The following is a 24,863-nucleotide window of genomic DNA, read 5'->3' as shown; positions in this document are numbered from 1 at the left end:
CCCTCCTCCGTTAACGGGTGGCCTGGAAGCGGCGCAGCCGCAGGCTGTTGCTGACGACGAAGACGCTGGAGAACGCCATCGCGGCGCCGGCCAGCATCGGGTTGAGCAGGCCGGCGGCGGCCAGCGGCAGGCCGGCCACGTTGTAGGCGAACGCCCAGAACAGGTTGCCCTTGATGTTGCCCAGCGTCCGGCGGGACAGGCGGATGGCGTCGGCGGCGGCGCGCAGGTCGCCACGTACGAGGGTGAGGTCGGCGGCCTCGATCGCCACGTCGGTGCCCGTCCCCATGGCCAGGCCGAGGTCGGCCTGGGCGAGGGCGGCCGCGTCGTTGACGCCGTCGCCGACCATCGCGACGACCTTGCCCTCGTCCTGCAGCCGTTTGACGACGTCGACCTTGTCGGCGGGCAGCACCTCGGGGATCACCTGCTCGATGCCGACCTCGGCGGCGACCGCGCGGGCCGCGGCCTCGTTGTCGCCGGTCAGCAGCACGGGCGTCAGGCCGAGCGCGCGCAGCCGGGTGACGGCCTCGGCGCTGGTGTCCTTGATCGCGTCGGCGACGACCAGGACCGCGCGGGCCTCGCCGTCCCAGCCGACCGCGACCGCCGTCCTGCCGGCGGCCTCGGCGGCGGCCTTGGCGCGCTCGAGCTCGGCGGGCAGATGCTGGGACCATTCGGCCAGCAGCCGCGTACGGCCGACCAGGACCGCGTGGCCGTCCACGATGCCCTGGACGCCGAGGCCCTCGACGTTCGCGAAGTCCTCGGTGCGGGGGAGCGCGCCGACCCGCTGGACGGCGCCCTTGGCGACGGCTTGGGCGATGGGGTGCTCGGAGGCGTCCTCCAGCGCGCCGGCCAGCCGCAGCACCTCGTCGGGGTCCTGGCCGTCGGCGGTGACCACGTCGATCAGGGTCATCTTCCCGGTGGTGACGGTGCCGGTCTTGTCCAGCACGATCGTGTCGATCCTCCGGGTGGACTCCAGCACTTCGGGGCCCTTGATGAGGATGCCGAGCTGGGCGCCGCGTCCCGTACCGACCAGCAGCGCGGTCGGAGTGGCCAGGCCGAGCGCGCACGGGCAGGCGATGATGAGGACCGCGACGGCGGCGGTGAAGGCCGCGGCGACGCTCCCGCCGGTGCCGAGCCAGAACCCGAGGGTGGCCACCGCCAGGGTGATCACGATCGGTACGAAGATGCCGGAGATCCGGTCGGCGAGGCGCTGCACCTGCGCCTTGCCGTTCTGCGCCTCCTCCACCAGGCGGGCCATCTGCGCCAGCTGCGTGTCCGAGCCGATCTTGGTGGCCTCGACGGTCAGCCGGCCGCCCGCGTTGACGGTGGCGCCGACGACCGTGTCCCCGACCCCGACCTCGACGGGCACGGACTCACCGGTCAGCATGCTCGCATCGACCGCCGAGCTCCCCTCGACGATGACGCCGTCGGTGGCGATCTTCTCGCCGGGCCGTACGACGAACCGGTCGCCGGCCTTCAGGTGCTCGATCGGGACGCGCTCCTCACGCCCGTCGCGCAGCACGGCGACGTCCTTGGCGCCCATCTCCAGCAGCGCCCGCAGCGCGGCGCCGGCGCGCCGCTTCGCCCGCGCCTCGAAGTAGCGCCCGGCCAGGATGAACACCGTCACCCCGGCGGCCACCTCCAGGTAGATGTTCCCGGCTCCGGAGGCGCGCTCGATGGTGAAGGTGAACGGGTGTCGCATGCCCGGCTCTCCGGCGGTGCCGAAGAACAGCGCGTACAGCGACCAGCCGAACGCCGCGCTCGTGCCCAGGGACACGAGCGTGTCCATCGTCGCGGTGCCGAGCTTGAGGTTCTTGTACGCCGCGCGGTGGAACGGCAGCGCGCCCCACACCAGCACCGGCGCCGCCAGCGCCAGCGACGCCCACTGCCAGTACCGGAACTGCAGCGCCGGGACCATCGCCAGCACGATCACCGGGACGGCCAGAACGGCACTGACGACCAGCCGGTCGCGCAGGGCCCGTACGGGAGCGTCCTCGGCAACCTCCTCCCCGGCGGGCTCGGGAGGGGCGGGCAGGCTCGCGGTGTATCCGGCCTTCTCCACCTGAGCGATCAGGTCGTCGGGGGTGACACCGGGCGCGAAGCTGACGCTGGCCTTCTCGGTGGCGTAGTTGACGGTCGCGGTCACGCCTTCGAGCTTGTTCAGGCGCTTCTCGATGCGGTTCGCGCAGGACGCGCAGGTCATGCCGCCGATCTCCAGCTCGACCCGATCGGGCGCCGCGCTCGTGGTGGTGCTCATCAGCCCTCCTTCGCTTCGGCCGTGAACTCGGCGGTGTGGACGGTGCCGTCGTGCTGGAAGTCCAGGTAGAGACGGTAGGCGCCGGCGGACGGTGCCTCGGCGTAGAAGGTGACGGTCGGCCCGGGCCTGGTCTTTCCGTCGCCCGGTTCGCCGTCCGGGTGGACGTGGAGGTAGGCCAGGTCGCCTTGGCGGAGGGCCACGAGGTGCCCGTACGCCGCGAGATAGGGCTGCAGGTCGGTGACCGGCCGGCCGTCCCGCGAGATCGTCAGGTCCAGCCGGCCCGCCCGGCCCGCCGTGAGCGAACCGCGCAGGGTGACGGTGTAGCCGTCGACGGTGGCGGTCGCGGCCGGTGTGGGCAGCGGCCGCGGTGTGGTGTCGCCCGCGACGGCGGTGTCGACGCCAAGGGTCAGCGGGTCGGCCCCGGTGGGCTTGAAATCGGCGAACGCCCGGTAGGTGCCCGGCCCGCTCAGCGGCGAGGCGACCCGCCAGGTGCCGTCGGCGGCCATCGTCGGATGCACATGCCGGAAACCGGACAGGTCACGGCGGACGACGATGAGGTGCATCCGCTTGTCGTGCTGCGTGTCGAACGCGGTCACCGTCCGTCCGTTCGGCCCGGTGATCCGGAACGCGAACGCGCCGGTCGCGTCGGGCACGGTGGTGAGGGTGTAGCCACGGTCGGAGACCAGCAGCCCGCCCGGTAGCGTGCTCTCGTGACCGCCGTGGTCCATGTCGCCGTGCGCGGCGTGCGGCTTCTCCTCGGCCCCGACGGGGCCGGTCAGGTGACCCGCCCCGAGCGCCGCGCCGAACACCGCCGCCAGCCCGAGGCCGAAGACGCCAAGTTTGGCCGGTGTGTTCATCGCCGTACCCCTCCTTCGTGGGTCAGGAAACGACGACTTCGTAACCGGCCTCGTCCACCGCGTCGCGTACCGCCTTGTCGTCGAGGGGGACGGTGCTGGCGACGGTGACCAGACCGGAGGCCAGGTCGACACGGACGTCGGTGACGCCCTCGATGCCGCCGACCTCTTCGGTGACGGCCGAGACGCAGTGGCCGCACGTCATGCCCTTGACCTTGTACTCGGCGCTGGTCATCGCTTTCTCCTTCTCGTCGAGCGGCTTTCAACCGACCTTATCGCATACCCCTTAGGGGTACTTATGAGATGGACTTTAACATAGGGGGAGGGGGTATATGCAAGGGGTCGGACGATCAAGTGGTCGGTGCCAGGGCGATCGGGATCAGTGATCAGGGGAGGCCGTCAGCGGGCCGAGTAGCTCGCGCAGCAGGCCGGAGGGATCTCCCTCGGACGCGGAGGAGTCCTAACCCGGAGACCCGGTCATCCGGTCTTGGTGATCACGCCGGTCCGCGTGAACACCGTCTGGTTCGCGTCTCCCTTGTAGCCGGTGAGGCTGAACCACATCTGCCCCGCGGCCTGCAGCACCAACTGGGCGTTGCTGCCGTCGGGACAGTCACCCTGGGTCACCTTCTCGACGAGGTTGACCGTGGACGGATTCGGCACGGCCTGGGCCGCCCAGGCATTGCTCACCCGGAGCTGCGTGGTGCACCGAAAGTCCCCGTAGGCGGCGGTCGCCGAGGTCGCCCCCGCCGTGATGGCGATCCGCACGCTGCTCTTGCCGCCCGGGGACTCGCTGACGGTGCCCGACCATGTTCCCGCCATGGACACCGGGAACACGCTCGGCAGGGGCGCCGACGAGGACGCCGACGGCGTGGGGGTACGGGCCGCCGCGTGACCGTGCCGGTACGCGGTCACGAGGATCGGAACGACGACGGCCGCCGCCACGATGACGGCACCGGCCGGGATCCCGTACACAAGCGCCGATCGCCGGGACCGTGGTCGCCGATCCGGCGGCATCGTGGGGCTCGGCGGGTACGGGGCCGGTGTGCCCACCGGCCACGACGGAGCCGAGACGACGCTCGGCGCGGCGGGCGTCCGCGGCGTACGGCGGCCGATGAGCCGGAGCAGGACCTCGTCCGCGCTCGGACGGGCCGCCGGATCCTTCGCGAGGCAGTCGATGACGATTCCGCGCAGCGGTTCCGCCAGGTCCCCGAGGTCCGGGGGCTCGTGGAGGATGCGCCTCATCACGTGGACCACGCTGTCCTGCCCGAACGGTGACCGCCCGGTCGCGGCGAACACGATCACGCAGCCCCACGCGAAGACGTCCATCGGCGCGTCGGCCCGCGCGCCTGCGATCTGTTCCGGCGCCATGTAGGCGGGCGTGCCGACGATCTGACCCGAGAGGGTGCCCGCCGCGTCCAGCGCCCGCGCGATGCCGAAGTCGATCACCCGCGCCCCGTCGGGGCCCATCATGACGTTGCTCGGCTTGAAATCCCGGTGGACGACGCCCGCCTCGTGAATGGCGACGAGCGCCGTCGCGGTCGCCACCGCCAGCCGGTGCAGCGCCGTCCCGACGCGTGGACCCTCCTCGGCGACCAACTGCTGCAGAGAAGGCCCGGGAATGCACTCGCTCGCGACGTACGGCGGGGTGCCGTTGAGATCGGCCTCAATGATCTCGGCCGTGCAGAACGCCTCGACCCTCCGCGCCGTCTGGACCTCCTTGACGAAGCGGCCCAGCTGAGCGGTGTCGTCCGGCTGCGCGCGCAGCACCTTCACCGCCGCGCGCCGGCCGTCGGTGTCCTCCCCGAGGAAGACGACCCCTTGGCCGCCCTCACCGAGCCGACCGATCAGGGTGAACCGTCCGATGGTTGCCGGGTCTTCCGGCCGCAACGCGTCAACGTCGGACATGGGCCCCGCCCTCCCGCTCCGCCCGGAACATGCGGCCGGATCACCGGAAGCGGAACACCGCGATTTTACCGACCGGCGACCAGATTGGGCATACCGTCCCGTTCCGGGCAGTCAGCCAGACCGCTCGCCGTTTTCGCCGAGGGTTTTCGTCGCCAGAACAACGAAAACCCTCGACGCAAGGACGCAAGCATGATGCGGCTTCCCCGCCAACGCGACCCCGCCAAGAAACCCCTCCCGACCCGAACCCAGATCGCCTTCTGGCTCCTACCGGAAAGATCAATCTAAGTTAACGGCATTGGGGCCGGCCGTGTCGGCGCTGAACGCCTAACGGTGGCGACTTGGACACAGTTCCCGCCGCCGGTACCCCCTCCTCCGGAGTAGCTGCTCTTTCGCCACTCCGTACGCTTGGGCGATGCGCTGGGCATCCCCGTCTCCCTCCATGACTAGCCGAGCCGGCCCGCTGCAGAAGCGATCAGGTCCACGGACTTGTTGGGAGGCAGGGCCTGATCGATCAACATGCCGAATCTGAGGGTACAGCGACGGACATCTTCGACGCTTTCCAAGTACACGGCCCCACCGACGCCTTCTGTGTAACCAACGTCGGGAATCGGTTCTGGCAGCGAGAGGATCGAGAAGGGGCCCTCCAACCCGGCCGTCGCACCTACGTCTTTGGTGAGGATCTGCACCGTGGTGTTCGGCGTATCAGAGGCTTCGACCAGTCGGAGGAGCTGCCCCCGCATCGTTTTGGGCTGTCCGATAGGACGTTCAAGGATCCCCTGATCCAGGATGATGTGCAGCTCCGGCGGGTTGTTCCTGGACAAGATCTGTTGTCGTGCCAGCCGAGCGGCAACCCGGCGATCGATCTCGTTCCCGGATAGGTCCGGCGTGACCGCGCTGACCACTGCGCGGGCATAGTCCCCAGTCTGCAGCAGCCCAGGAATGAGAAGGGTTTCGAACTGGCGAACGCCTGTTGCGGCGATCTCCAAGGTGAAAAGCGGGTGAAAGTCTTCGGGGAGGTCGCGGCGGTACGTGAGCCACCACCCGCGTTCGTTGGCGGTCTGGGCGAGGTCGAGGAGCTGCTTCCGGGTCTTTTCGTCGACCTTGTAGAGATCGAGGAGCTGTTCGACGTCACGCGGCTTGACCCCTTGATGGCGGTTCTCGATGCGGGAGAGCTTCGGCCGGGACCAGCGGGCGTGCTGCCGACTGAGTTCGTTGACTGCCTGCTCGATCGTCATCCCTGCCTGCTCCCGGAGCTGCTTGAGCGACTCGGTGAGCTGCCATCTACGGACGGTGGCGCTGACGAGGTCCTCATCGTGCTGACTCATCCCATTTCTCCTTAATTGGCCGAGCTCTGCGGCCGCCGCCACTGTAGGTGAGAATCCATTGACAATCTGTAATTCCACTCTAGAGTTGAGCGTTGTGTAGTCAACTCATCACGAACAGTAGAGATCGAACAGTGATCGTTTCAGTCGATCCCGGCAGTCGGGCGCTCGTCCTCATCGCCTCGGCGATGAAGTGTCGGCCGCGCCCCGTCCCTGAACGCGGCAACGGCGCATTACCGGAGGTACGCCCATGACCAGGACCGACACGGTGAACAGGCCGCATGACGGCGGGGTGCCTTATCTCCAGGCCCTGGCCGTCCGAATCGACGCAATGGGATGGCAGGGAGAACTCGTCCTCTCGCAGAGCGGTCGGCCGCACATATGCGTCATCAACCCTGCCGCCCCCGTCCTCAATGAGGAGATCACCGCAGCCCCGACCGTGCCAGGACTGTGGTGGTTCTGGTGGAGCTGGGGCGAACGCATCGCATGCGTAGAGAACCTCGACCTCGCCGCCGCCCGGATCGCTGCAGTCCTGCGCGAGAGCGCTCGCTGACCCGGTCCGCCGACCACTCCTGCTGAGAGGGAGTTCGATGTTCAAAGCCGTCCGGCTCCGGCACTGGAGTCAGGTCCTACTCGACGTCGCCCAAGGCCGCCCGCGAGGCCGTCATCAAGCGGACTCCACCGTTGAACGCCCGGTACGGCGGGCGATCCCGGCCTCTCTACTGCCGAATGGGCCGACGGCGGCTCAGGTCCGCCGTCGGTGGTGCCGGCTTGACGGCGATCCGGAGGCCGTACGGACCGCACGGGGACTAGTGAGCAACGCGCTGCGAGCGTGGGGGCGTACCGACCTGCTCGACGACGTGACGCTCGTGGTCTCCGAACTCGTCACCAATGCGCTGGTCCACGCCTTGCCGCCGGTCACACTGACCGTCACGTACGAGAACGCGCTCGTCGTTCAGGTCGCTGACGCATGCCGGGACCTCCCGGCCCGGGGGCGTCCTGGAAGCGGCGGACGGTTCGGCCTGTGGATCGCCGAGGAACTCTGCGATCTGAGCGTTCTGCCAAGTCACGACGGCAAGGTCATCCGAGCCGTCTTCGCCGCGGAGCCGAGGCCGGCTGACGAAAGACCGGGTCGATGAACACCGTCCGGGGATACCGTCGGGACATGCGAGCCGACGGGCGTGACGCATCCGGACCACTCGGCCCGGGGGGTCCTCGACCGGATGACGGAGGTCCGCGCGGTGTGGACGATTTCGAGGCGCTGGCTTCCTTTGCTCCCGATGATGAGTGGCGGGCCGCATTGCAACGTGCGCCTCGTCGCTTCTTCATTCCCGAGGTCGCCTGGGCGAGCCCTGATCAATGGATCGACAAGCGGGCCGATCCTCATGCCTGGGCGGCGGCAGTGGCGGACGACAGACCCATCGTCACGCAGATCAATGACGGCGACACGCCACTGACCGTGGAGGCCGTTCAGCGTACGACGGAGTACACCTGCTCGTGTTCGGCGCCCAGCGTCGTCTTCGCCTGCCTACACGCTCTCGACCTTCACGCACATCATCGGGTGCTGGAGATCGGTACTGGCACAGGATGGACGGCGGGCCTGCTCGCCGCTCGACTCGGCGACGCCAAAGTGACATCGATCGAGGTCGACTCCACCTTGGCCGGGATCGCCGCCGCCAACCTCGATCGGGCCGGGTTGTCCCCCCGCCTGGTCGTCGGCGACGGTGCGGGCGGGTGGTCGGACGGCGCCCCTTTCGATCGAGTCCACGCCACCTGTGGGGTCCGGTCGGTTCCCGGCGCATGGATCGCACAAACCCGGCCAGGCGGCACCATCGTGGTTCCCCTGGCCGCCGAATTCGGGACCGGCCTCATCACCCGTCTCGATGTCATCGACGACGGCACCGCCGTCGGCCGGTTCGTCCAAGAGGCCTGGTACATGCGCATGCGCGCGCAGCGAATCGTCCGGACGGAGTGGCCCTGGGAAAGCGACCTCGATGGTGAGATCTCCACGACCCGGCTGGACCCCCGGACCATCGCCGCCGTCAACGGAGGAGCGGCCGGCGTGTGGCTGTCCGCGCACCTTCGGAACGTGGATGTCCTGAGCTGGGCCCCCGATCCGGAAGGTCTCATTGTTCACTGGCTTCTGGAAAGCGGCCTACGCGCCGAATCGTGGGCGGCCGTCGATTACAGACCAGGCGCAGCACACTTCGAGGTCGAACAGTACGGTCCACGGCGGTTGTGGGATGAGACCGAAGCGGCCTATGTCGGTTGGCTGCGCGCCGGACGTCCCAGTCTCGAACGTCTCGGAATCACTGTCACCGCCGGCGAAGTCCAGCGGTTCTGGCTTGATTCACCTGATCACCTGATCACCTGATCACCTGATCACCTGATCACCTGATCGGCTACCGGAGAGGCGATTCCCATGGGCAAGCACCGCAAGGAGAACCCCTGCTCCATGTGCAGAGGATCTGGGACTCAGGAGATCTGTAACGACGGCAAGAAAGAGACGCGCCCCTGTCCTGGGTGTCGAGGAACCGGAAAGGCGTGACGCGCCCGTCAGTTGTTCGTCACCGCTGAAGATGTGGAGGGGTGCCCGGCTCGCCGGATTCAGGCGTCGGAAGGCGGCAACGAGTCAGCGCTGATCTCAACCGAGGAGGTTGACGAGTCCTCCGGCCCAGGTGTCGAGGAAGCCGACGGCACTGTGGACGGCCCAGTGCTGAGTGAGGTAGCCCACGACCTCGAGCAGCCCGATCCACACCGCGGCCACGAGCAAGGTGATGATCACGCTGGCGGTCCAGAACCCGTCGGACTCCGGCTCGATGTCGCGCGCTCCGATGATGACGCCGAGCGCACCGAATGCCGCCGAGCCGATCACCGCCCCCGCGAAGAAGTCGCCGGCGAGGGCTCCAAGGACCAGTCCGACGGGGAGTCCGAGGACGAGCGCCATCGACTCCATGAACAGCGGTATCACGATCGCTCCCCCGTTGCGGGTGATCGCCATCCCGGTGATCGTCAGGACGGCCGCAGTGCCCAGGGGGAGCAGGAAGGCACCGACGAGGTAGGACGTGTGTACGTCACGGTGGGCGATGCCGAGGCCGAGGGTCAGCGGCAGGAGGAACGCCAGGGCGCCCAGCGCAGAGAGGGCGACGGGCCGCCACCACCGCCGCGGGCGGGGTGAGTCGGTCGCCACGGCGTTCTCGCCGTGGGTGGCGGGGGAGGGCATCGCCGAGGCGGCGGATGCGCCGACCGGCCCCTCCACGCGTCGGCCGTCCTGGGATGCCTCCGGTTTCCCTCCGGCTCCCGACTCGGCCGCGACGTGATGGACCGCGACGGTCGGCGTTCTCAACGCGCGCAGCCGGTCCAAAGACTCTTCCGTCGTGGGGCGGTCGGCCACTGCCGGCGCCAGCAGATGCTCGATGAGTTCGCACAGCGCCCCGTCGCCGGGCGCGAACAGCGGCCGTTCGTACAGCGTGGCGTGGACCGTCGCCGCCGGATTGTCGCGGTGGAAGGGTGCCTTTCGCCTGATGGCGAAGTAGAGGGTGGCGGCCAGGCAGAACAGGTCCGACGCCTCGACCGGCGGTTGCCCGCGCAGGCGTTCCGGATCGATGTATCCCGGTGTTCCGATCAGGGCGCCGCTTTGGGTGAGCGTCGTGTCGTCCGCGTGTACGGCGATGCCGAAGTCGACCAGCGTCGCATCGCCGTCCGCGTTGATCAGGATGTTGCTCGGCTTGAGATCACGGTGCAGCACACCCTGGCCGTGCACGAACCCAAGGGCCGTCAGCAGTTGTTCGGCGAGCTCGGCCGCACGTTCCTCGGCGAGCGGGCCGTCCTGCCAGACGATCTCTTTGAGCGAGCGGCCCTCGATGAGCTCCATCACCAGCCATGGAAGGCCGTCCACGGTGATCAGGTCGCGCACGGCCACGATGCCGGGATGTGGTGTCAGCCTGGCGAGTGTCCGCCCCTCCCGGCGGGCGCGTGCCGACAGTTCCTCCGGGATTCCGGCAGTGTCGTCCGCGGGGAGGATCATCTGCTTCAGCGCGAGGTCGATGTCCAGATGCCGGTGATGGGCGCGCCAGACCGTCCCCATCCCGCCGGAGCCGAGCTGCTCTTTGAGGACGAATCGGCCGTCGACCACATCTCCGGCGCGATACTCGCCTCTCACCCGCGCTCCCCTTCCGCCGCCTCGGCCTCTGCTCCGCCGGAGTGCGCTACCGACCTTGCATCAGCGTCTTCCCGCGCGCAAGACCGTCGTTCCCGGAAAGAGTAGACGGCCGCCATCGTCCGTCGGGTTCGACCTCGTCGGGGCCCGGCCGTTCCCGGTGGACGATACCGCCGACACCAGGAACGGAACGGGGGCAAAGGAGAAGAGTGGTCCGACTCAGTCGGCGGGCATCCGTCCCATCACGAGCGCCGTGAGGAGGAACGGCACGGCGGACAGGGCGAAGAGCGGACCCGGGCCCGCCCAGGTGGAGCCCAGCGCGTACGCGGAATAGGTCAGCACCGCGACGACCTCCGAGCCGAAGCCGGCGACCGAGGTGACCGTCGCCCGGGACTCATCATCGATTTGTTCCTGCAGCCGTGCGTCGGCGCCGCTCATCGCCCATTCGAGGACGCCGAAGGCGAGGGCGACGAGCACCAGTCCCGCCGCCTGTCCGCTGCCGGCCCCGAGGGCGAGGCAGCAGGCGGCGACGGCCAGCGCGGGAGCCGCCCACCGCGCGCCCCGCCCGGCGAGCCAGCCGCCGACGGTCATCCCCGCCGTCACCACCAGGACCAGCAGCGGTACGGCGGAGGGACGGGCGCCGGTGGACCGGGCGAGCAGCGGGACGTATTCGTCGAGCGCCCCGGCGGTGCCCATCAGGACCGCGACGATCAGCAGCGACCGGCGGACCGCCGGCATGCGGCGTACCTCGGCCAGGCCGTCCCGGAACACCTTCCGGTACGCCGGGCCCCGCTCGGCGCGGCCACGGGAGTCGGGCAGCGACCGGGCGGCCGACGCGCACAGCAGGCAGGCGGCGACGCTCGCGATCCCCACGACGCGGTAGCCGCCGGCGGCCAGGACCGGCCCGGCGAGACCGGTCGCGGCCATGACCGCCAGCATGCCCATCGCGTGCGTCCGGCCGATGACCCGCGGATAGGCGCCGGACGCGCCGCACCGGGCGAGCTCCTCGTACACGAGTGCCTGCAGGGTTCCCGAGCGCAGCGCCCCGCCCGCTCCCCAGAGCACGAAGCCGAGCGCGAAGGCGGGGTACGAGGGGACGAGGGTCCACAGCGCGAAGCCCGCGCCGGTGAGGATCGGGGCGATCGTGAGCAGCGACCTGCGGGAGAAGACGTCGGCCCAGACGCCCGTGGGGATCTCCAGCGCGAAGGAGGTCACCGACCAGATGACGAAGAGCGACGAGATCGCGGCGGCGGACATGCCGGACTTCGCGAACAGCACCGCGTAGACGGGATAGAGGAGGACGAAGTCCTCGAGAAACGCATAGGCGTACAGCCTGCGCGTGAGTCTCGACTCAGGGGAAGATCAATGTCGTCGTCTCATGGCGGCAGCGTACGACAGTGCCGTCCGTACGGCCACCGGGCAGGCGCCCGTCGCCGCGAAGGCGGCACGCCTTCTGCGCGCCGCCGGGACCTGGTTCGCCCGCGTGCGCGTCTTCCCACTGAGTTTCTGCTTCTCTCTCCGCCGGGGTTGTGTGCTCCGAGGCGGCCGAGGAGCCCTGCGACCTCCGCTGCCGATTTCTTACGCCCAGGCCGATTGCGTCAACGGGGTGATCTCATGGGAAGAGAATGCGATGCTTGGCGGCAGCCGGGCGTGCGGAAGAGGCGATGGCGATGCAGGCACAAGACGTCGTGTCCATCGCCGCCGCGGTGCTGGTGCCGATCGTCACCGCTACGGTCGGCGCGCTCGGGCTCATGTTCCAGGACTGGCGGGTGAGCCGGTCTGGCGCCGGGCGTCGCAAGCTGCTTTTGGAGGAGGCGACCCAGCGGGTCACCTTCACCGCAGAGTGGTGGAAGGCCAGGCAGGCAATCGACTCCACTCCCGACGAGCTGAAACAGGCGGCGGCCCGTGCACTGGCGTGGCTGAACGAGGCATCCGAACTCACCACTGCAAGGGAGGAGCCCGGTGTCTCGCTCGGCAGACTGCTCTTGCTCCAGCGATTCGAACGCCGAACAGCGAAGATCCTCCGGGTGGGCTACTACCTGAGCTTAAGTCTCATGGTCCTGGCCAGCGTGGCGGCCACCGGCACGGCACTCCAAGGAGAAAACGCCACCAAAGACATCGTCTGGACCTATGCCTGGGCGGGTCTGTTCGGAGCACTGGCGTTGGCTCTGCGATTCTTCGCCGTCACAGCCGAAGGCGCGCGACCCCAGCAGTCAGGAGCCATCTCGACGCCTCCGGCATTCTCCCCCGAACGGCCAGAAGGACAGTAACCGCACCATCCACGCCTCCCGCCACGGTGAGTCACATCAGGACGACGGGCTTGACCGTGACGCCCTTCTCGGAGTCCTCGGCGGCGCGGTTGATCTCTTCGAACGGGTACGTGCGGATCAGGCGGTCGAAGGGGAACCGGCCACGCCGGTGCAGGTCGATGAGGCGCGGGATGAACAGCCGGGGGACGCTGCCGCCTTCGACGATGCCCCGCACCGAACGATCGAACAGCAGCGCCGACATGTCCAGGGACACCTCGGTGCCGATGGGGGCGGCGCCGATGACGCCGCAGGTGCCGCCGAAGGCCAGGGAGTCGACGGCCGTGCGCAGCACCGCCGGACTGGCCGTGGTCTCCACCGCGAAGTCGATGCCCCCGCCGGCGATCTCCATGATCCGTTCGGCGAGGCCGCCGGTCGTCCCGTTGAAGGTGTGCGTGGCGCCGAGTTCGGCGGCGAGCGCCAGCCGCTTGGGGACCAGGTCCACCGCGATCACCGGGTCGCAGTGCGCGACGTCGGCCGCCATGATCGCGCTCAGCCCGACCGTGCCCACGCCGAAGACGACGATGGAACCGCCGGCCGGCGGGGCGAGCGAGTTCAGCACCGCTCCCGCCCCCGTCTGGACGCCGCAGCCGAGCGGGGCGGCCAGTTCCAGCGGCAGATCATTGGGCAGCGGCACCACCGTGTGCTCGGCCGCCAGCACGTAGGTGCTGAACGACGACTGGCCGAAGAAGTTCGCGTTGATCTCGGAGCCGTCGCTCGCCCGTACGGTCGCGGAGCCGTCGGCGCGGCGGCCCCCGAAGTTCCGGGGGAAGAAGTCCGTGCAGTAGGCGGGCCGCCCCAGCAGGCAGTTGCGGCAGCCACGGCAGAAGGCGAAGGACATCGCGACCCGGTCGCCGGGCCGTACCGAGGCGACGTCGGAGCCGACCCGCTCCACGACGCCCGCGCCCTCATGCCCGAGCACCACGGGCGGCTCCGGTGGATACCACTGGTCCCGGACGATGAGGTCGGTGTGGCAGATCCCGGAGGCGACGACCCGGACGACGACCTCATCCGGCCGTGGTTCGTCGAGGACGACCTCGCGCAGTTCGAACAGTGAGCCCTTGCCGGGCATGACGGCCGCGGTGGCGTACATGACGTGACCCCTCTATCGCGCCAGGTAGACGGACTTGAGCTGCTGGAGGGCGCGCGCTCCTGGCCGCCCGGCTGTCGGCGGCGGCCTGACGGAGCTCAGGCGGTGGCGGCGCCGCGCGGGGGGAGGTCGGTGACGCCGAGACGCCGGTGCTCGATGTGGTTGACCGCCTCGTCCAGCAGGGTGGCGACGTGGGTGTCGTACAGCTGGTAGACGATGCTGCGGCCGTGCCGGTCACCGGTGACGAGGCCGAGGTGGCGCAGGTAGCGCAGCTGGTGGGAGACGGCCGAGCGCTCCATGGCGATCGAGTCGGCGAGCTCGCCGACGGAGCAGGGGCCCTGGCGCAGGCGGCTGAGGATGAGCAGGCGGCTGGGGGTGGCGAGCGCCTGCATCGTCTCGGCGACGGTCTTGGCCAGGTCGGCGTCGATGGGCCCCGTGGGGGTCGTGTGTCCGTCAACGCCGTGTCCCATGCGGCCATCGTAACCGCGATGAACATGTGAACACCTCTTCATTTGATCACCTATGATGGGGGGTGACCTGCCGTACGAGCCGAGGAGTGCGCCGCTGTGACGTCCGCCGTTCCCGCGCCCGCCGGGCGTGACGAGACCGCCGACCGGAGGGCGGCGAACCGCGCGATGGCGGTGTCGGCGGCGGGCCTGTCGGTGACCGCCCTCGTCGAGATCGCCCTGGCCCTGGTCACCGGCTCGGTCGCGCTGCTCGGCGACGGCCTGCACAACCTGTCCGACGTGTCGACGTCGGCGGTGGTCTTCCTCGGCTTCTGGATCTCACGGCGGCCCGCGACGGCCCGGTACCCGTACGGCTACGAGCGGGCGGAGGACCTCGCCGGGCTCGGCGTGGCGCTGGTGATCTGGGCCAGCGCGCTGTTCGCCGGGTACGAGAGTTACCAGAAGCTCGTGGGCGGCGCGCCCACGACGGACGCCGCGCTGGGCATGGCGGGTGCGGCGCTCGGCATCGTCGGCAACCAGATCGTCGCCCGCTACAAACTGCGGGTGGGCCGCCGGATCCGATCGGCGACGATGATCGCCGACGCGAAGCACTCCTGGCTCGACGCGATCTCCTCGCTCGGCGCGCTGGTCGGCCTCGCCCTCGTGGCGGCCGGGTACCGCTGGGGCGACCCCGTCGCCGGGCTGGCCGTGACGCTGTTCATCTGTCACGTCGGCGTGGAGGTCACCCGCGACCTGCTGCACCGCCTGATGGACGGCGTCGACCCCGATCACCTGGAGGCCGCACGGACGGCCGCCGCGGGCGTGCCGGGCGTCGGCGCGGCCGAGGTCCGGGCGCGCTGGATGGGCCGGACCCTCGCCGTCGAGGTGGAGACCCGCCTCGGCGAGGGCATCAGCCTCCTGGACGCCGACGGGATCAACGCCGCGGTGGAGCGCGCGGTGCGCGCCGCCGTTCCCGACGCCGGCGACGTGCACGCCCACGCCCACGCCTCGGCGTCGCGCGTGCCCTCCGGTCCCGGCTGACCTGCGATTACGGCTCCACGCCTGCTGGACTCCCCGGGGTGAGCTCGCGGAGTGTGCCGAAGAAGAGGGCGGCGCTGTCCTCCCAGGTGGGGAACTCCTCGGCCCGCCGCCGGGCCGCCGCGCCGAGGCGGGCGCGCAGCGCGGGGTCGGCGCAGAGCCTGCCGAGGGCGGCGGTCAGTGCGGGCACGTCGCCTGGTTCGACGACGAGGCCTTCCCGGCCGTCCCGCGCCAGGTGCGGGAGGTTGCCCGCACGCCATCCGACGACGGGCAGCCCGACAGCCATTGCCTCCCCGTACACCGTGCCGTACGGCTCGCGCAGGCTCGGCAGGACGAAGACGTCGGCGTCCCGGTAGAGACGGGCGACCTCCTCCTTCGGCAGGCGTCCGTGGCGGACGACCCGCCCGGCCAGGTCCGGCTGGTCGAGCCGCCGCCGGATCCGCGCGGCGTACGCCGGGTCGGCGTCCTCGTCCCCGGCCAGGTGCAGGCGGGCGGCGCCGTCCGGGAGGGCCGCGACCGCGTCGAGCAGGTCAAGGACGCCCTTGCGGGGGAGCCAGTTCGCGACGCACAGCAGCGCCGCGCCGGCCCCGGCGCGCAGGTCCGCCGCCGGGCCCGGAGACGGCTCCGGCACGTCGCGGCCCGGCGGGACGACCACGATCCGGTCGCCGAACCCCTGCCGGGCGAGCTCCGCGCCGAGGGGTTCGCTGGCGACGAGCAGCCGGGCGGCGCGGCGGTACGTCCACCGGTCCAGAGGGGCCTGCGCGAGCGCCCGCGCGCGGCCGTGGTCGATGCCGCCCGGAGGCTGGTGCAGGATCCCGGCGACGGGCACGTCCGGTGGCATGCGGGCCGGTGCGAGGAACGCCGCCGCGATGCTGTCGACCAGCACCACGTCCGGGCGGGCCGCCCGCACCGTCCGCAGAACCCGGCGCGCGTACAGCGCGGGGAGCGGGAACGCCAGGGACGGGAAGGAGGCGAACGTGAGCCGGGCGTCGTACGCCGGCGCCAGTTCGGCCATCCGCCGGTGGTAGAGGTAACCGCCCGTCATCGTCAGCGGATCGCCCAGAGTGACGAGGGAGATCGACAGGGTGCGGGTCATCCAGGTGGCTCCGACCGCGTTCCCCGCCTACGCCGCGATGCTCGCCGAGTAGCCGCCGAATGCCTCCGGCGACTCCCAGACCCGTACGGACAGGGTCTGCGCACCGGCCTTGCGCACCGTGTCGGCGAGCGTGTCGTGCGCCCAGCGAGCCAGGACCTCCACGGTGACCGCCGCCGCCTCGGGCGGGCGGATCATCTCCAGGTCCTGGTCCTCGATGCGCGCGAGCATGGCGCCGAGCGCGGCCTCCAGGACGTCGAGGTCGCACACCATGTCCTGCTCGTCCAGGCGCTCCCGGGCCACGACGACCTCGAAGCGGTAGTCGTGGTGGTGCGGTTCCCCCTCCGGCGGTGGCTTGCCCGGCATCTGGTGGATCGCCCGTACCGTCTTGTGGAGACCTACCTCATATCCCACCCGTGGCTCCTCTCTCCGCTCAGGTGTAGCGCGGCCCGTACGATAGCGCGGCGTGCATCAGGCCCTCCTCGCCGCGGTCGAGGGCCGCGAACGCGTCGGCGGCCCGCTCGGCCGGGAAGGTGTGGGTGGCGAGCGGTTCCAGGGGGAGCTCGCCCAGCAGCGCGGCCGCCTCTCGGCGCCGGCGCTCGACGGTCCAGCCGGCGCTCAGTGCGGCCGGGATCGTCGAGACCTGGGTGCTGCGGATCGTCAGGCGACGGCGGTGGAAGTGGCGGCCGAGCGGCAGCGTCGCGTCCTTGGTACCCAGCCAGGACGCGATCAGCAGGGTGCCCTCGTGCGCCAGGAGGGCGAGCGCGGCTCCGGGCGCGTCCGGGTTCCCGGTGGCGTCGACGACCGTACGGGCGCCCGCGCCGCCGGTGTCGCGCTGGATCACCTCCGCCAGCTCCTCCGGCGGTACGGTGCGCAGGCCCAGCGACGCGGCGATCCTCCGGCGCCAGGGGACGGGTTCGGCGCACACGGTGCGCGCGCCGGTCCGTTCGAGCAGCAGGGCGGTGAGCGTGCCGAGCACGCCCAGGCCCAGGACGACGACCGTGTCGCCGTAGCCGGGGGCGGCGTCGAGCGTGACCTGCAGGGCGGTCTCCACCAGCGGGAAGAGCGTGGCCGTGCGCGGATCCACCGCGGGCAGGCGGATCAGGGAGTCCGCCGGCGCGGTGAAGACGTCCTGGTGCGGGTGGAAGGCGAAGACCAGCTCGTCCCCGGCGAGGCCGACGCAGCTGTAGCCGTAGGCGAACGGATAGCCGAACGTGCCCGGCAGCGCGCCGATGCTCTCGTCGAGGACCGTCTCCGGCGGGATCTCTCCGCGGTACGCGAGCAGCTCGGTCCCCGAGCTGATCCCGGAGAACAGCGTCTCGACCGTGACCTGCCCGGCGTCCGGGGGGTCGACCTCGCGTTCGCGGAGCTCCACGCGCCGAGGGCCGACATGCAGAACAAACCGGGCTATCACGGCGGCTGTCTACCCCCCCGTTAACGGGCGAAAACGCGTTTGTCGTGTGTCGCGTGGGGAATCAGTGCCCCCATGACGTCGGTCCGGGAGGTCGCCCGCGTGGGCCTCCCGACGACGTCGGGTGACTTCGAGGTGATCGCCTACGAGCTGCCCTCGGGTCTCGTGTACCTCGCGCTGGTCAAGGGCGCGCTCGGCAACGGCGAGTCCGTGCTGACCCGGGTGCATTCGGAGTGCCTGACCGGTGACGTGCTCGGCTCGCTGCGCTGCGACTGCGGCCTGCAACTCCAGGCCGCCCTGCGCGCCCTCACGGCCGAAGGCCGTGGCGTGCTGGTGTACGCGACCGGGCAGGAGGGCCGGGGCATCGGCCTCGTCAACAAGCTCCGCGCCTACCGCGAGCAGGACGCCGGCGCCGACACGCTGGAGGCCAACCTCCGCCTCGGCCTGCCGGGCGACCAGCGCCGCTACACCGAGGCGGCCGCCGTCCTGCGCGAGCTCGGCGTGCGGTCCGTCCGGCTGCTCACGAACAACCCCCGCAAGGCCGAGGCGCTCCAGGCGGACGGCGTCGAGGTGCTGCGCGTCGAGCAGATCACCACCGCCCCGCACCTGGACAACCGGCGCTACCTGCGCACCAAACGCGACCGGATGGGACATCTGGACCCGGCGGGGGCATCGCTGCCGGCCGTGCCCGGACGCGCCGTCGACGCGACCACGCTTCTGGGTAACGTGCGCGTGCCGGCCGACCGCCCGTACGTGCTGCTGAAGTACGCGCAGACCCTCGACGGGCGGATCGCCACCGGCACCGGCGACTCGCAATGGATCAGCGGCGAGGACGAGCGCCGCGTCTCCCACGCCCTGCGGGCCGCGTGCGACGCCGTGCTCGTCGGCGTGCGCACCGTGCTCCGCGACGACCCGCGGCTCACCGTCCGGCTGGTCAGCGGCAACTCGCCGCTGCGCGTCGTGCTCGACTCCCGGCTGCGCATCCCGCTCGACGCGCGGATCCTCGACGCCGACGCGCCGACCCTCGTCATCACCACCGACGACAGCCCGGCCGACAAGCGCCACGCGCTGGCGGCGCGCGACATCGGCGTCCGCGTCGTCCGGTCGAGCCCGCAGGGCGTCGACCTGGGGGACGCGCTGCGGCTCCTGCGGTCCGACGGCGTCCGGACGCTGATGGTGGAGGGCGGCGCGCGGGTGCTGACCTCCCTCTTGGCCGCCCGCCTCGCCGACCGGCTCGTCGCCTCGATCTCCGCCCGCGTCGTCGGAGCCGGCACCGAGGCCGTCGGCGACCTCGGCGTCGATCGGATCGCCGACTCGGTCGCGCTCACCGGCCGGTCGGTGCACCTCGTCGGCGACGACGTCCTGCTGGCCTACGACGTCGCGCCGTACGGCGGTCGCTCCGACCGCGCTGCCGAGGAGCCCGCCGGGGACGTCCTTCCCGAGACGCCCGGCTGAGGCCGCCCACCGCGCGCCCCGCCCGGCGAGCCGGCCGCATGGGCACCCGACGAACACCCCCGTCCCAGGGATTGACGGGTTCCCGGCAGCGCCCGGGGATGAACCGCCGACCGCCGGCGAGCGTCTCTTCTGCTGACGCGACGGCGAGAGGCGGTATCCATGGTGTCGAGACGTGCCTTCCTGTTCGGCGGCGCCGGGCTCGGGGCGGTCGCGGTCGCCGGAGGGGCCGGCGCCGTCCTGGTCGAGGAGGGCGTGCTGCCGGGCAAGGTGGCGTTGGACCACGCCCTCGGGCGCTGCGGGACCCTCCCGGACCCACCGCGTACACCCGGGGTGGTGCGGCCGCAGACCTTTCGCTCGCTCCGGCGCGGGACCGACGTCACGGCGGTCGTCGTGCTCCCCGCCGGGGTCACGTCGCTCCGGGGGCTTCCGGTCGCGGTCGCGCTGCACGGCAACGGCGGCACGGGGGCGTCGGCCGCCGCCGGGAACCGCCTGGACCGCTACCTGACCGACGTCGTGCGCACCCGAAAATCCCCGCCGTTCGCGCTGGTCGCGGTGGACGGCGGGCCGAGCACGTACTGGCACCGGCGGGCGAGCGGTGACGACCCGCTCGCCATGATCACCGACGAGCTGCTGCCCCGGCTGCGCCGGCAGGGGGCGTCGACGGACCGGTTCGGGGTCATCGGCTGGTCGATGGGCGGCTACGGCGCGCTGCTCCTGGCCGAGACGGTCGGCGCCCCCCGGATGGCCGCCGCCGTCGCCTCGTCACCCGCCCTGTTCCCGTCGTACGACAACGCCCGGCGGACGAACCATCAGGCGTTCGACGACGCGGCCGACTTCGCCCGCAACGACGTGTTCTCCCGCCTGGACCGGCTGAAAGGCGTGCCGACCCGGGTCGACTGCGGCACCAGCGACCCGTTCGCGCCGATGGCCCGCAGGCTCCGCGCGCGGCTGCACCCAGAGGGGGCGATGAGCGGCGGATGTCACGACGGCGCGTTCTGGCAGCGGCACCTGACGGACCAGCTGGCCTTCCTCGGCGGGCGACTCTAAGACTCCAGTGTCTGGGAGACGGCATGGGCGACCACCCGGGACAGGTCGCCGGTCCGCTGGTGGACCTCCCACTGCTGCTCCGCGCCGTTGCCCCGTTTCAGGACGCCGAGCAGGAGTCCTTCGACCGTGACGAGGTCTCCGTTGTCGGCCAGGACCGGCGCCGTGTGGTCGAGCAGCGCCCGTACGACGGACTCGGCGGGGGCCGGATGTCCGGTGATCGGGTGCACCAGGTCCTGCCGGAGACCGGAGCGGGCAGCTCGCCAGGTGGCGAGCTTGAGCTGTGCCGTGCGCACCGGCGCGGCGGGCACACCCGATCGCCAGGCGCGCGCGGCGGTCTCGACGAGCGCGGCGACCAGGGTGGCGATCAGCACGGCGTCGTCGATCAGCAGGCAGACGTCGGCGACGCGGATCTCGATCGTGGGGTACCTGCACGATAGCCGCGCGTCGAAATAGACCATTCCCTCGTCGAGGATCGCGCCGGTTTCCAGCAGCTCCTCGATCGCCGTCCGGTAGGCGGCCGGCGTGCCGAACAGTTCGGTGGGGCCGGAGGACGGCCAGCGCCCCAGGACCTGCCGGCGGTAACTGGCGTAGCCGCTGTCGACGCCCTGCCAGAACGGGGAGTTCGCGCTCAGCGCCAGCAGGGGCGGCAGCCAGGGCCGGATCCGGTCGAGCACGGCGACGCCCTCGTCGGCGGACTCGACCGCCACGTGGACGTGGCATCCGCAGGTCAGGTGCTCGGCGGCGGTGAGAGCGTACTCCTCGGCCATTCGCAGATACCGCGCCTTCGGCGTGACCGTCGCCCGTACCGGCAGGGGTGACGTCCCGAGAGCGGCGATCGCCACCCCCTGGCGCCGGGCGGCCGCCGCCGCGACGTGCCGTCTCCGGCGGATCTGATCGGCGAGTTCGGACATGGACGAACACGGGCGGGTGCACGTCTCGAGTTGTTCGCGCTGGAGCTCGTTCTGCAGCAGGCCATCATCGCCTCCGTGCGGCTCCTGCCGGAGTACGGCGTCGGCTGCGGCACGGGGCGTCCCGCTGTCCGGGTCGACGAGGAGGAATTCCTCTTCCACCCCTACGGTGCGAATATCCACTATGTCCTACTCTGCTGTTTTTCGAGGACAGGAAAGTAAAGGCATCACAACTCCCGTTAACGCTGGGCCAAAATTAGGATTAGTGATCGTTGATCACTACTGCTCCGACCACGTCAGAGTAAATCGGCAGAACGCTTAAATTAATGGGAATCACGGAATTGGTGATGATCGGCGAGACTCGACCATTGATTGGCGCACATCTGTGGTGGGAGAGGCGGAAGCGGCCGGACGCGCCGCCGAACATGCCCGACGTCACCGGTTCGCCGGGACAATCGACGGCATGCGGTTCGGAATCCTGGGTCCCCTGGACGTGCGGTCGGCCGACGGCGAGGTGACCCCCGTCGGCGGGCCCAGGCCCCGCGCGCTGCTGGTCATGCTGCTGCTGCACGCGGGCCGGGTGGTCACCGTGGAGCGACTGGTCGACGGCCAGTACGGCGACGAGCCGCCATCCGGCGCGCGGGGCGCCGTCCAGGCGCAGGTGTCCCGCGTACGGCGTCACCTGCCGCCGGGCATGCTCGAGTTCGACGGGATCGGATACCGGCTGGCGGTCGACCCCGACGACGTCGACGCGCACCGCTTCGAGCGGCTGGCCGCCGAAGGGCGGAGGCTGCTGACCGCGGGCCACCCCGCGGACGCCGCCGGGATGCTCCGCCGGGCGCTCGGCCTGTGGCGGGGGCCCGCCCTGGCCGACCTGCCGTTCGCGGACGCCGACAAGGCGCGCCTGGAGGAGCTGCGGCTGGCGGTGACCGAGGACCTCGCCGAGGCCGAGCTGGCGCTGCCCGACGGCGCGCCGGTCGCGGAGCTGCGGCGGCTGGTGGCCGAGCATCCGCTGCGGGAGCGGCTCCGCGGTCAGCTGATGCGCGCCCTGCACGCGGCCGGGCGTCCCGCCGAGGCGCTCGCCGTGTTCGAGGAGACCCGGCACCTGCTCGCCGAGGAGCTCGGAACCGACCCCTCCCCGGAACTGGCCGCGATCCAGCTGGCCGTCCTGCGCGCCCAGGAGCCGGCGCCGGCGGTCCGGCGCAGGCCCGCCGCCCAGCTCACCAGCTTCGTGGGGCGCGACCGCGAGCTGCGTCGGCTCGACGCCCTGCGCGACTCCCGGCTGGTCACGATCATCGGTCAGGGGGGAGCCGGAAAGACCCGGCTGGCGATCGAGGCCGCGGGGCGCCGGGGCGGCGAGACAGGCTTCGCCGACCTTTCCCCGCTCGACGACGGCGACCAGGTGCCGGGCGCCGTCCTCGGCGCGCTCGGCCTGCGCGAGACGGGGTTCCACGCGCTCGACACGCCCGACCCGGTGAGCCGCCTCGTCTCAGCCATCGCCGAGCGGGACCTGCTGCTCATCCTCGACAACTGCGAGCACCTCATCACCGGAGCCGCCGCGCTGGCCCGCCGGCTGCTCGGCGAGTGCCCGGACCTCAGGATCCTGGCGACGAGCCGGGAGCCGCTCGGCATCACCGGCGAGACGCTCGTACCGGTCGCGCCGCTCGACGTCCCGCCGCCGACTTCCGCGACCGCCGAAGCGGTGGAGTACCCGGCCGTGCGGCTGTTCGCCGACCGGGCGGCGGCCGTCCGGCCCGGCTTCGCGGTCGGGCCGGACAACGCCGAGGCGGTCATGCGGATCTGCGCGGCGCTCGACGGCCTGCCCCTGGCCATCGAGCTGGCTGCGGCGCGGCTGCGCTCGTTCCCCGTGGAGGAGATCGCCCGCCGCCTCGCCGAGCACGACCGGTTCCGGCTGCTGTCGCGGGGCGACCGAACGGCCGCGACCCGGCACCAGACCCTGCGCGCGGTCGTCGAGTGGAGCTGGGACCTGCTCGGGCCCGACGAGCGGGTGGCAGCCCGGCGGTTCTCCGTCTTCACCGGGGGAGCGTCACTGGAGGCGGTCGAGGCGGTCTGCGGCGTGGACGCCGCCGACACGCTGGCCGACCTCGTGGACAAGTCGCTGGTCGAGACGGACGGCACCCGCTACCGGATGTTCGACACGATCGGCCTGTTCTGCGCCGAGCGCCTGGCCGAGACCGACGAGCCGGAGCACGTGCGCGTCGCCCACGCCCGCCACTTCCTCGACCTCGCCCAGCGCGCCGACGCCCACCTCCGCCGGGCCGAACAGCTGGAGTGGCTGGCCCGGCTCTCCGCCGACCACGACAACCTGGTGGCCGCGCTGCGCTGGGCCGTTCACCACGATCGGGAGACGGCGCTGCGGCTCGTCGCCGCGCTCGGGGCCTACGGCTGGCTGAGCGGGCGGCGCCGCGAGGTGGGCAGGGCCGCCGCCGAGCTCCTCGGCATGCCCGTCGAAGGGATGGAGGAGGAGTACGTCGCGTGCGTGGTGCAGGCGATTCCCCGGCCCGGCCCCGAGCACTGGAAGCGTGCCGAGGCGATCGTCGCGTCGATGGACCGGCCGGTGCGCCATCCGTTCACCGCGGCCCTGTGGGGGATGACCGCAGGACCGCCCAGAACGCCCGACGCCCAGAACGTCCGCATGCTCGGCGGGGATCCGTGGAACCAGGCGCTGGAGCGGCTCGGCATCGCCCTGATGATCCTTCTCGGCGGGGACCCGGCGGAGGGCGAGCGCCGGCTCGACGACGTGCTGACCCGCTTCCGCTCGGTCGGCGAACGGTGGGGCACGGCCCAGGCCCTCGACTGGCTCGCCGTCTCCGCGGGCCGGCGCGGGGAGTGGAAACGCGCCCGCGACCTGTGGGACGAGGCACTCGTGCTCCTCGACGAGCTGGGCGCGTACGAAGAGGTCGTGGACGCGCTCGTCCACCGCGCGGAGGCGTTGACCCGGGAGGGCGACGCTGCCGCCGCCACTGCCGACCTCCGGCGGGCGGAGGAGCTGTCTCGCCGGGCGGGCCTGCCGGACGCGTCCGCGGCCGTCCACCTTGGCCTGGGAGAGCTCGCCCGGTTCGACGGTGACCTCGTCCAGGCCCGCCGCCGGCTCGGCGAGGCCCTGCGCGTCTCCGGGAACGCCGACGTCGGCGCCGACGGACCGCAGCCCTGGTTGCTCACCGCGCTGGGGCGGCTCAGCGAGGCCGAGGGAGACGACGACGCGACCCGCACCTGGCACCGGCGGGCCGTCGCCGCCGCCAGGCGGTCCCCGATGGTCGTCGATCTCGCCGACGCCGTCGGCGGCCTGGCGGGCGTCGCCGTAGGGGACGGGGAGGGGGAACGCGCGGCGGTCCTGCTCGGGGCGGCCGTGGCGCTGCGCGGAACGACCGTCACCCGCGACCGGGACATCGATCACGTCGCCTCCCGCGCCCGCGATCTCATCGGCGCGGAGGCGTTCGCGGCGGCGTTCGCGCGCGGCGCCGCGATGTCCCGCGCGGAGGCGCTGACAGTCGTCGACGAGACTGTCAGCGGATAGTGGACGGACTGTCAACGCCCCCGGCGAGAGTCGGGGA

The 24,863-nt window shown here is 71.4% G+C and carries 22 protein-coding genes; 8 read left to right on the top strand and 14 right to left on the bottom strand.

What is annotated here, in order from left to right; all coding sequences use genetic code 11:
* Positions 1-10 precede the first annotated feature (10 nt).
* The 6 genes from NE236_RS11075 to NE236_RS11055 form a co-directional block, all read right to left on the bottom strand.
* Positions 11-2,254 (bottom strand): heavy metal translocating P-type ATPase, encoded by a 2,244-nt coding sequence (locus NE236_RS11075; RefSeq protein WP_252841801.1) that lies wholly within the window; start codon positions 2,252-2,254, stop codon positions 11-13.
* Positions 2,254-3,111 (bottom strand): DUF8832 domain-containing protein, encoded by an 858-nt coding sequence (locus NE236_RS11070; RefSeq protein ID WP_252841800.1) that lies wholly within the window; start codon positions 3,109-3,111, stop codon positions 2,254-2,256. The genes NE236_RS11075 and NE236_RS11070 overlap by 1 nt, the downstream gene beginning before the upstream one ends.
* Positions 3,112-3,133: 22 nt before the next feature.
* A complete protein-coding gene (locus NE236_RS11065) occupies positions 3,134-3,343 on the bottom strand; it encodes a heavy-metal-associated domain-containing protein (protein ID WP_252841799.1) in 210 nt (69 codons plus the stop codon).
* A gap of 242 nt (positions 3,344-3,585) precedes the next feature.
* Positions 3,586-5,013: a serine/threonine protein kinase gene (locus NE236_RS11060; RefSeq protein WP_252841798.1), complete on the bottom strand. Its 1,428-nt coding sequence runs from the start codon at positions 5,011-5,013 to the stop codon at positions 3,586-3,588.
* A 281-nt stretch (positions 5,014-5,294) separates the two neighbouring features.
* Positions 5,295-5,438 carry a DUF397 domain-containing protein gene (locus NE236_RS45030; protein WP_372494308.1) on the bottom strand — a complete coding sequence of 48 codons (144 nt, stop codon included), beginning with the start codon at positions 5,436-5,438 and terminating at the stop codon, positions 5,295-5,297.
* A gap of 18 nt (positions 5,439-5,456) precedes the next feature.
* Positions 5,457-6,338, bottom strand: a complete 882-nt coding sequence (locus NE236_RS11055; protein WP_252841797.1) for a helix-turn-helix domain-containing protein — start codon at positions 6,336-6,338, stop codon at positions 5,457-5,459.
* Between the two features lie 247 nt (positions 6,339-6,585).
* Between NE236_RS11055 and NE236_RS11050 the strand changes: the two genes are divergently transcribed.
* The 3 genes from NE236_RS11050 (at position 6,586) to NE236_RS11040 (ending at position 8,709) form a co-directional block, all read left to right on the top strand.
* The gene (locus NE236_RS11050) at positions 6,586-6,888 is read left to right on the top strand and encodes a hypothetical protein (protein WP_252841796.1); all 303 of its coding nucleotides are present in this window, start codon (positions 6,586-6,588) and stop codon (positions 6,886-6,888) included.
* A 37-nt stretch (positions 6,889-6,925) separates the two neighbouring features.
* Complete coding sequence (locus tag NE236_RS11045; RefSeq protein WP_252841795.1) at positions 6,926-7,474, top strand: ATP-binding protein; 549 nt, start codon at positions 6,926-6,928, stop codon at positions 7,472-7,474.
* 104 nt (positions 7,475-7,578) lie between these two features.
* Entirely contained in the window at positions 7,579-8,709 is a 1,131-nt protein-coding gene (locus tag NE236_RS11040) for a methyltransferase domain-containing protein (protein WP_252841794.1), read from the top strand.
* A 270-nt stretch (positions 8,710-8,979) separates the two neighbouring features.
* On the opposite strand, the gene NE236_RS11035 is transcribed toward NE236_RS11040, so the two are convergent.
* Complete coding sequence (locus NE236_RS11035) at positions 8,980-10,497, bottom strand: serine/threonine-protein kinase (protein ID WP_252841793.1); 1,518 nt, start codon at positions 10,495-10,497, stop codon at positions 8,980-8,982.
* A 216-nt stretch (positions 10,498-10,713) separates the two neighbouring features.
* Positions 10,714-11,826: an MFS transporter gene (locus NE236_RS11030; RefSeq protein WP_289850248.1), complete on the bottom strand. Its 1,113-nt coding sequence runs from the start codon at positions 11,824-11,826 to the stop codon at positions 10,714-10,716.
* A gap of 332 nt (positions 11,827-12,158) precedes the next feature.
* On the opposite strand from NE236_RS11030, the gene NE236_RS11025 reads away from it, so the two are divergent.
* Positions 12,159-12,764, top strand: coding sequence for a hypothetical protein (locus NE236_RS11025; RefSeq protein ID WP_252841791.1), 606 nt, complete (start codon positions 12,159-12,161; stop codon positions 12,762-12,764).
* A gap of 31 nt (positions 12,765-12,795) precedes the next feature.
* Here NE236_RS11025 and NE236_RS11020 read toward each other — a convergent pair whose 3' ends face one another.
* Together NE236_RS11020 and NE236_RS11015 are read right to left on the bottom strand one after the other, a co-directional pair.
* A complete protein-coding gene (locus NE236_RS11020; protein ID WP_252841790.1) occupies positions 12,796-13,893 on the bottom strand; it encodes an NAD(P)-dependent alcohol dehydrogenase in 1,098 nt (365 codons plus the stop codon).
* Positions 13,894-13,988: 95 nt separating this feature from the next.
* The gene (locus tag NE236_RS11015) at positions 13,989-14,360 is read right to left on the bottom strand and encodes an ArsR/SmtB family transcription factor (RefSeq protein WP_252841789.1); all 372 of its coding nucleotides are present in this window, start codon (positions 14,358-14,360) and stop codon (positions 13,989-13,991) included.
* Positions 14,361-14,456: 96 nt separating this feature from the next.
* Here NE236_RS11015 and NE236_RS11010 point away from each other — a divergent pair, with 96 nt between their 5' ends.
* A complete protein-coding gene (locus NE236_RS11010) occupies positions 14,457-15,377 on the top strand; it encodes a cation diffusion facilitator family transporter (protein WP_252841788.1) in 921 nt (306 codons plus the stop codon).
* Between the two features lie 7 nt (positions 15,378-15,384).
* On the opposite strand, the gene NE236_RS11005 is transcribed toward NE236_RS11010, so the two are convergent.
* From NE236_RS11005 to NE236_RS44415, 3 genes are read right to left on the bottom strand one after another with little or no spacing between them, the layout of a single operon-like run.
* Positions 15,385-16,470 (bottom strand): glycosyltransferase family 4 protein, encoded by a 1,086-nt coding sequence (locus NE236_RS11005; RefSeq protein WP_252841787.1) that lies wholly within the window; start codon positions 16,468-16,470, stop codon positions 15,385-15,387.
* A gap of 27 nt (positions 16,471-16,497) precedes the next feature.
* Complete coding sequence (locus NE236_RS11000) at positions 16,498-16,881, bottom strand: 6-pyruvoyl trahydropterin synthase family protein (protein WP_252841786.1); 384 nt, start codon at positions 16,879-16,881, stop codon at positions 16,498-16,500.
* A 19-nt stretch (positions 16,882-16,900) separates the two neighbouring features.
* Positions 16,901-17,842: a zinc-dependent alcohol dehydrogenase gene (locus NE236_RS44415; protein WP_252841785.1), complete on the bottom strand. Its 942-nt coding sequence runs from the start codon at positions 17,840-17,842 to the stop codon at positions 16,901-16,903.
* Positions 17,843-17,953: 111 nt separating this feature from the next.
* On the opposite strand from NE236_RS44415, the gene ribA reads away from it, so the two are divergent.
* Positions 17,954-19,333, top strand: coding sequence for a GTP cyclohydrolase II RibA (gene ribA, locus NE236_RS44410; protein WP_308209075.1), 1,380 nt, complete (start codon positions 17,954-17,956; stop codon positions 19,331-19,333).
* Positions 19,334-19,492: 159 nt separating this feature from the next.
* Entirely contained in the window at positions 19,493-20,380 is an 888-nt protein-coding gene (locus tag NE236_RS10980) for an alpha/beta hydrolase (RefSeq protein WP_252841784.1), read from the top strand.
* Here NE236_RS10980 and NE236_RS10975 read toward each other — a convergent pair.
* Complete coding sequence (locus NE236_RS10975; RefSeq protein ID WP_252841783.1) at positions 20,377-21,471, bottom strand: carboxylate-amine ligase; 1,095 nt, start codon at positions 21,469-21,471, stop codon at positions 20,377-20,379. The genes NE236_RS10980 and NE236_RS10975 overlap by 4 nt on opposite strands.
* A gap of 280 nt (positions 21,472-21,751) precedes the next feature.
* Between NE236_RS10975 and NE236_RS10970 the strand changes: the two genes are divergently transcribed.
* Positions 21,752-24,826: an AfsR/SARP family transcriptional regulator gene (locus NE236_RS10970; RefSeq protein ID WP_252841782.1), complete on the top strand. Its 3,075-nt coding sequence runs from the start codon at positions 21,752-21,754 to the stop codon at positions 24,824-24,826.
* Positions 24,827-24,863 lie beyond the last annotated feature (37 nt).

The sequence above is a fragment of the Actinoallomurus purpureus genome (genome assembly GCF_024055795.1).
Taxonomy (GTDB): domain Bacteria; phylum Actinomycetota; class Actinomycetes; order Streptosporangiales; family Streptosporangiaceae; genus Actinoallomurus; species Actinoallomurus purpureus.
The sequence above is the reverse complement of the archived record's forward strand: the minus strand, read 5'-3'. Positions and strand labels throughout refer to the sequence as shown.

Excerpts from the sequence above, each read along its gene's own strand:
- NE236_RS11075 (WP_252841801.1), bottom strand. The coding sequence starts at position 2,254 with ATGAGCACCACCACGAGCGCGGCGCCCGATCGGGTCGAGCTGGAGATC.
- NE236_RS11070 (WP_252841800.1), bottom strand. The coding sequence starts at position 3,111 with ATGAACACACCGGCCAAACTTGGCGTCTTCGGCCTCGGGCTGGCGGCG.
- NE236_RS11065 (WP_252841799.1), bottom strand. The coding sequence starts at position 3,343 with ATGACCAGCGCCGAGTACAAGGTCAAGGGCATGACGTGCGGCCACTGC.
- NE236_RS11060 (WP_252841798.1), bottom strand. The coding sequence starts at position 5,013 with ATGTCCGACGTTGACGCGTTGCGGCCGGAAGACCCGGCAACCATCGGA.
- NE236_RS45030 (WP_372494308.1), bottom strand. The coding sequence starts at position 5,438 with ATGCCCAGCGCATCGCCCAAGCGTACGGAGTGGCGAAAGAGCAGCTAC.
- NE236_RS11055 (WP_252841797.1), bottom strand. The coding sequence starts at position 6,338 with ATGAGTCAGCACGATGAGGACCTCGTCAGCGCCACCGTCCGTAGATGG.
- NE236_RS11050 (WP_252841796.1), top strand. The coding sequence starts at position 6,586 with ATGACCAGGACCGACACGGTGAACAGGCCGCATGACGGCGGGGTGCCT.
- NE236_RS11045 (WP_252841795.1), top strand. The coding sequence starts at position 6,926 with ATGTTCAAAGCCGTCCGGCTCCGGCACTGGAGTCAGGTCCTACTCGAC.
- NE236_RS11025 (WP_252841791.1), top strand. The coding sequence starts at position 12,159 with ATGGCGATGCAGGCACAAGACGTCGTGTCCATCGCCGCCGCGGTGCTG.
- NE236_RS11020 (WP_252841790.1), bottom strand. The coding sequence starts at position 13,893 with ATGTACGCCACCGCGGCCGTCATGCCCGGCAAGGGCTCACTGTTCGAA.
- NE236_RS11015 (WP_252841789.1), bottom strand. The coding sequence starts at position 14,360 with ATGGGACACGGCGTTGACGGACACACGACCCCCACGGGGCCCATCGAC.
- NE236_RS11005 (WP_252841787.1), bottom strand. The coding sequence starts at position 16,470 with ATGACCCGCACCCTGTCGATCTCCCTCGTCACTCTGGGCGATCCGCTG.
- ribA (WP_308209075.1), top strand. The coding sequence starts at position 17,954 with ATGACGTCGGTCCGGGAGGTCGCCCGCGTGGGCCTCCCGACGACGTCG.
- NE236_RS10980 (WP_252841784.1), top strand. The coding sequence starts at position 19,493 with ATGGTGTCGAGACGTGCCTTCCTGTTCGGCGGCGCCGGGCTCGGGGCG.
- NE236_RS10970 (WP_252841782.1), top strand. The coding sequence starts at position 21,752 with ATGCGGTTCGGAATCCTGGGTCCCCTGGACGTGCGGTCGGCCGACGGC.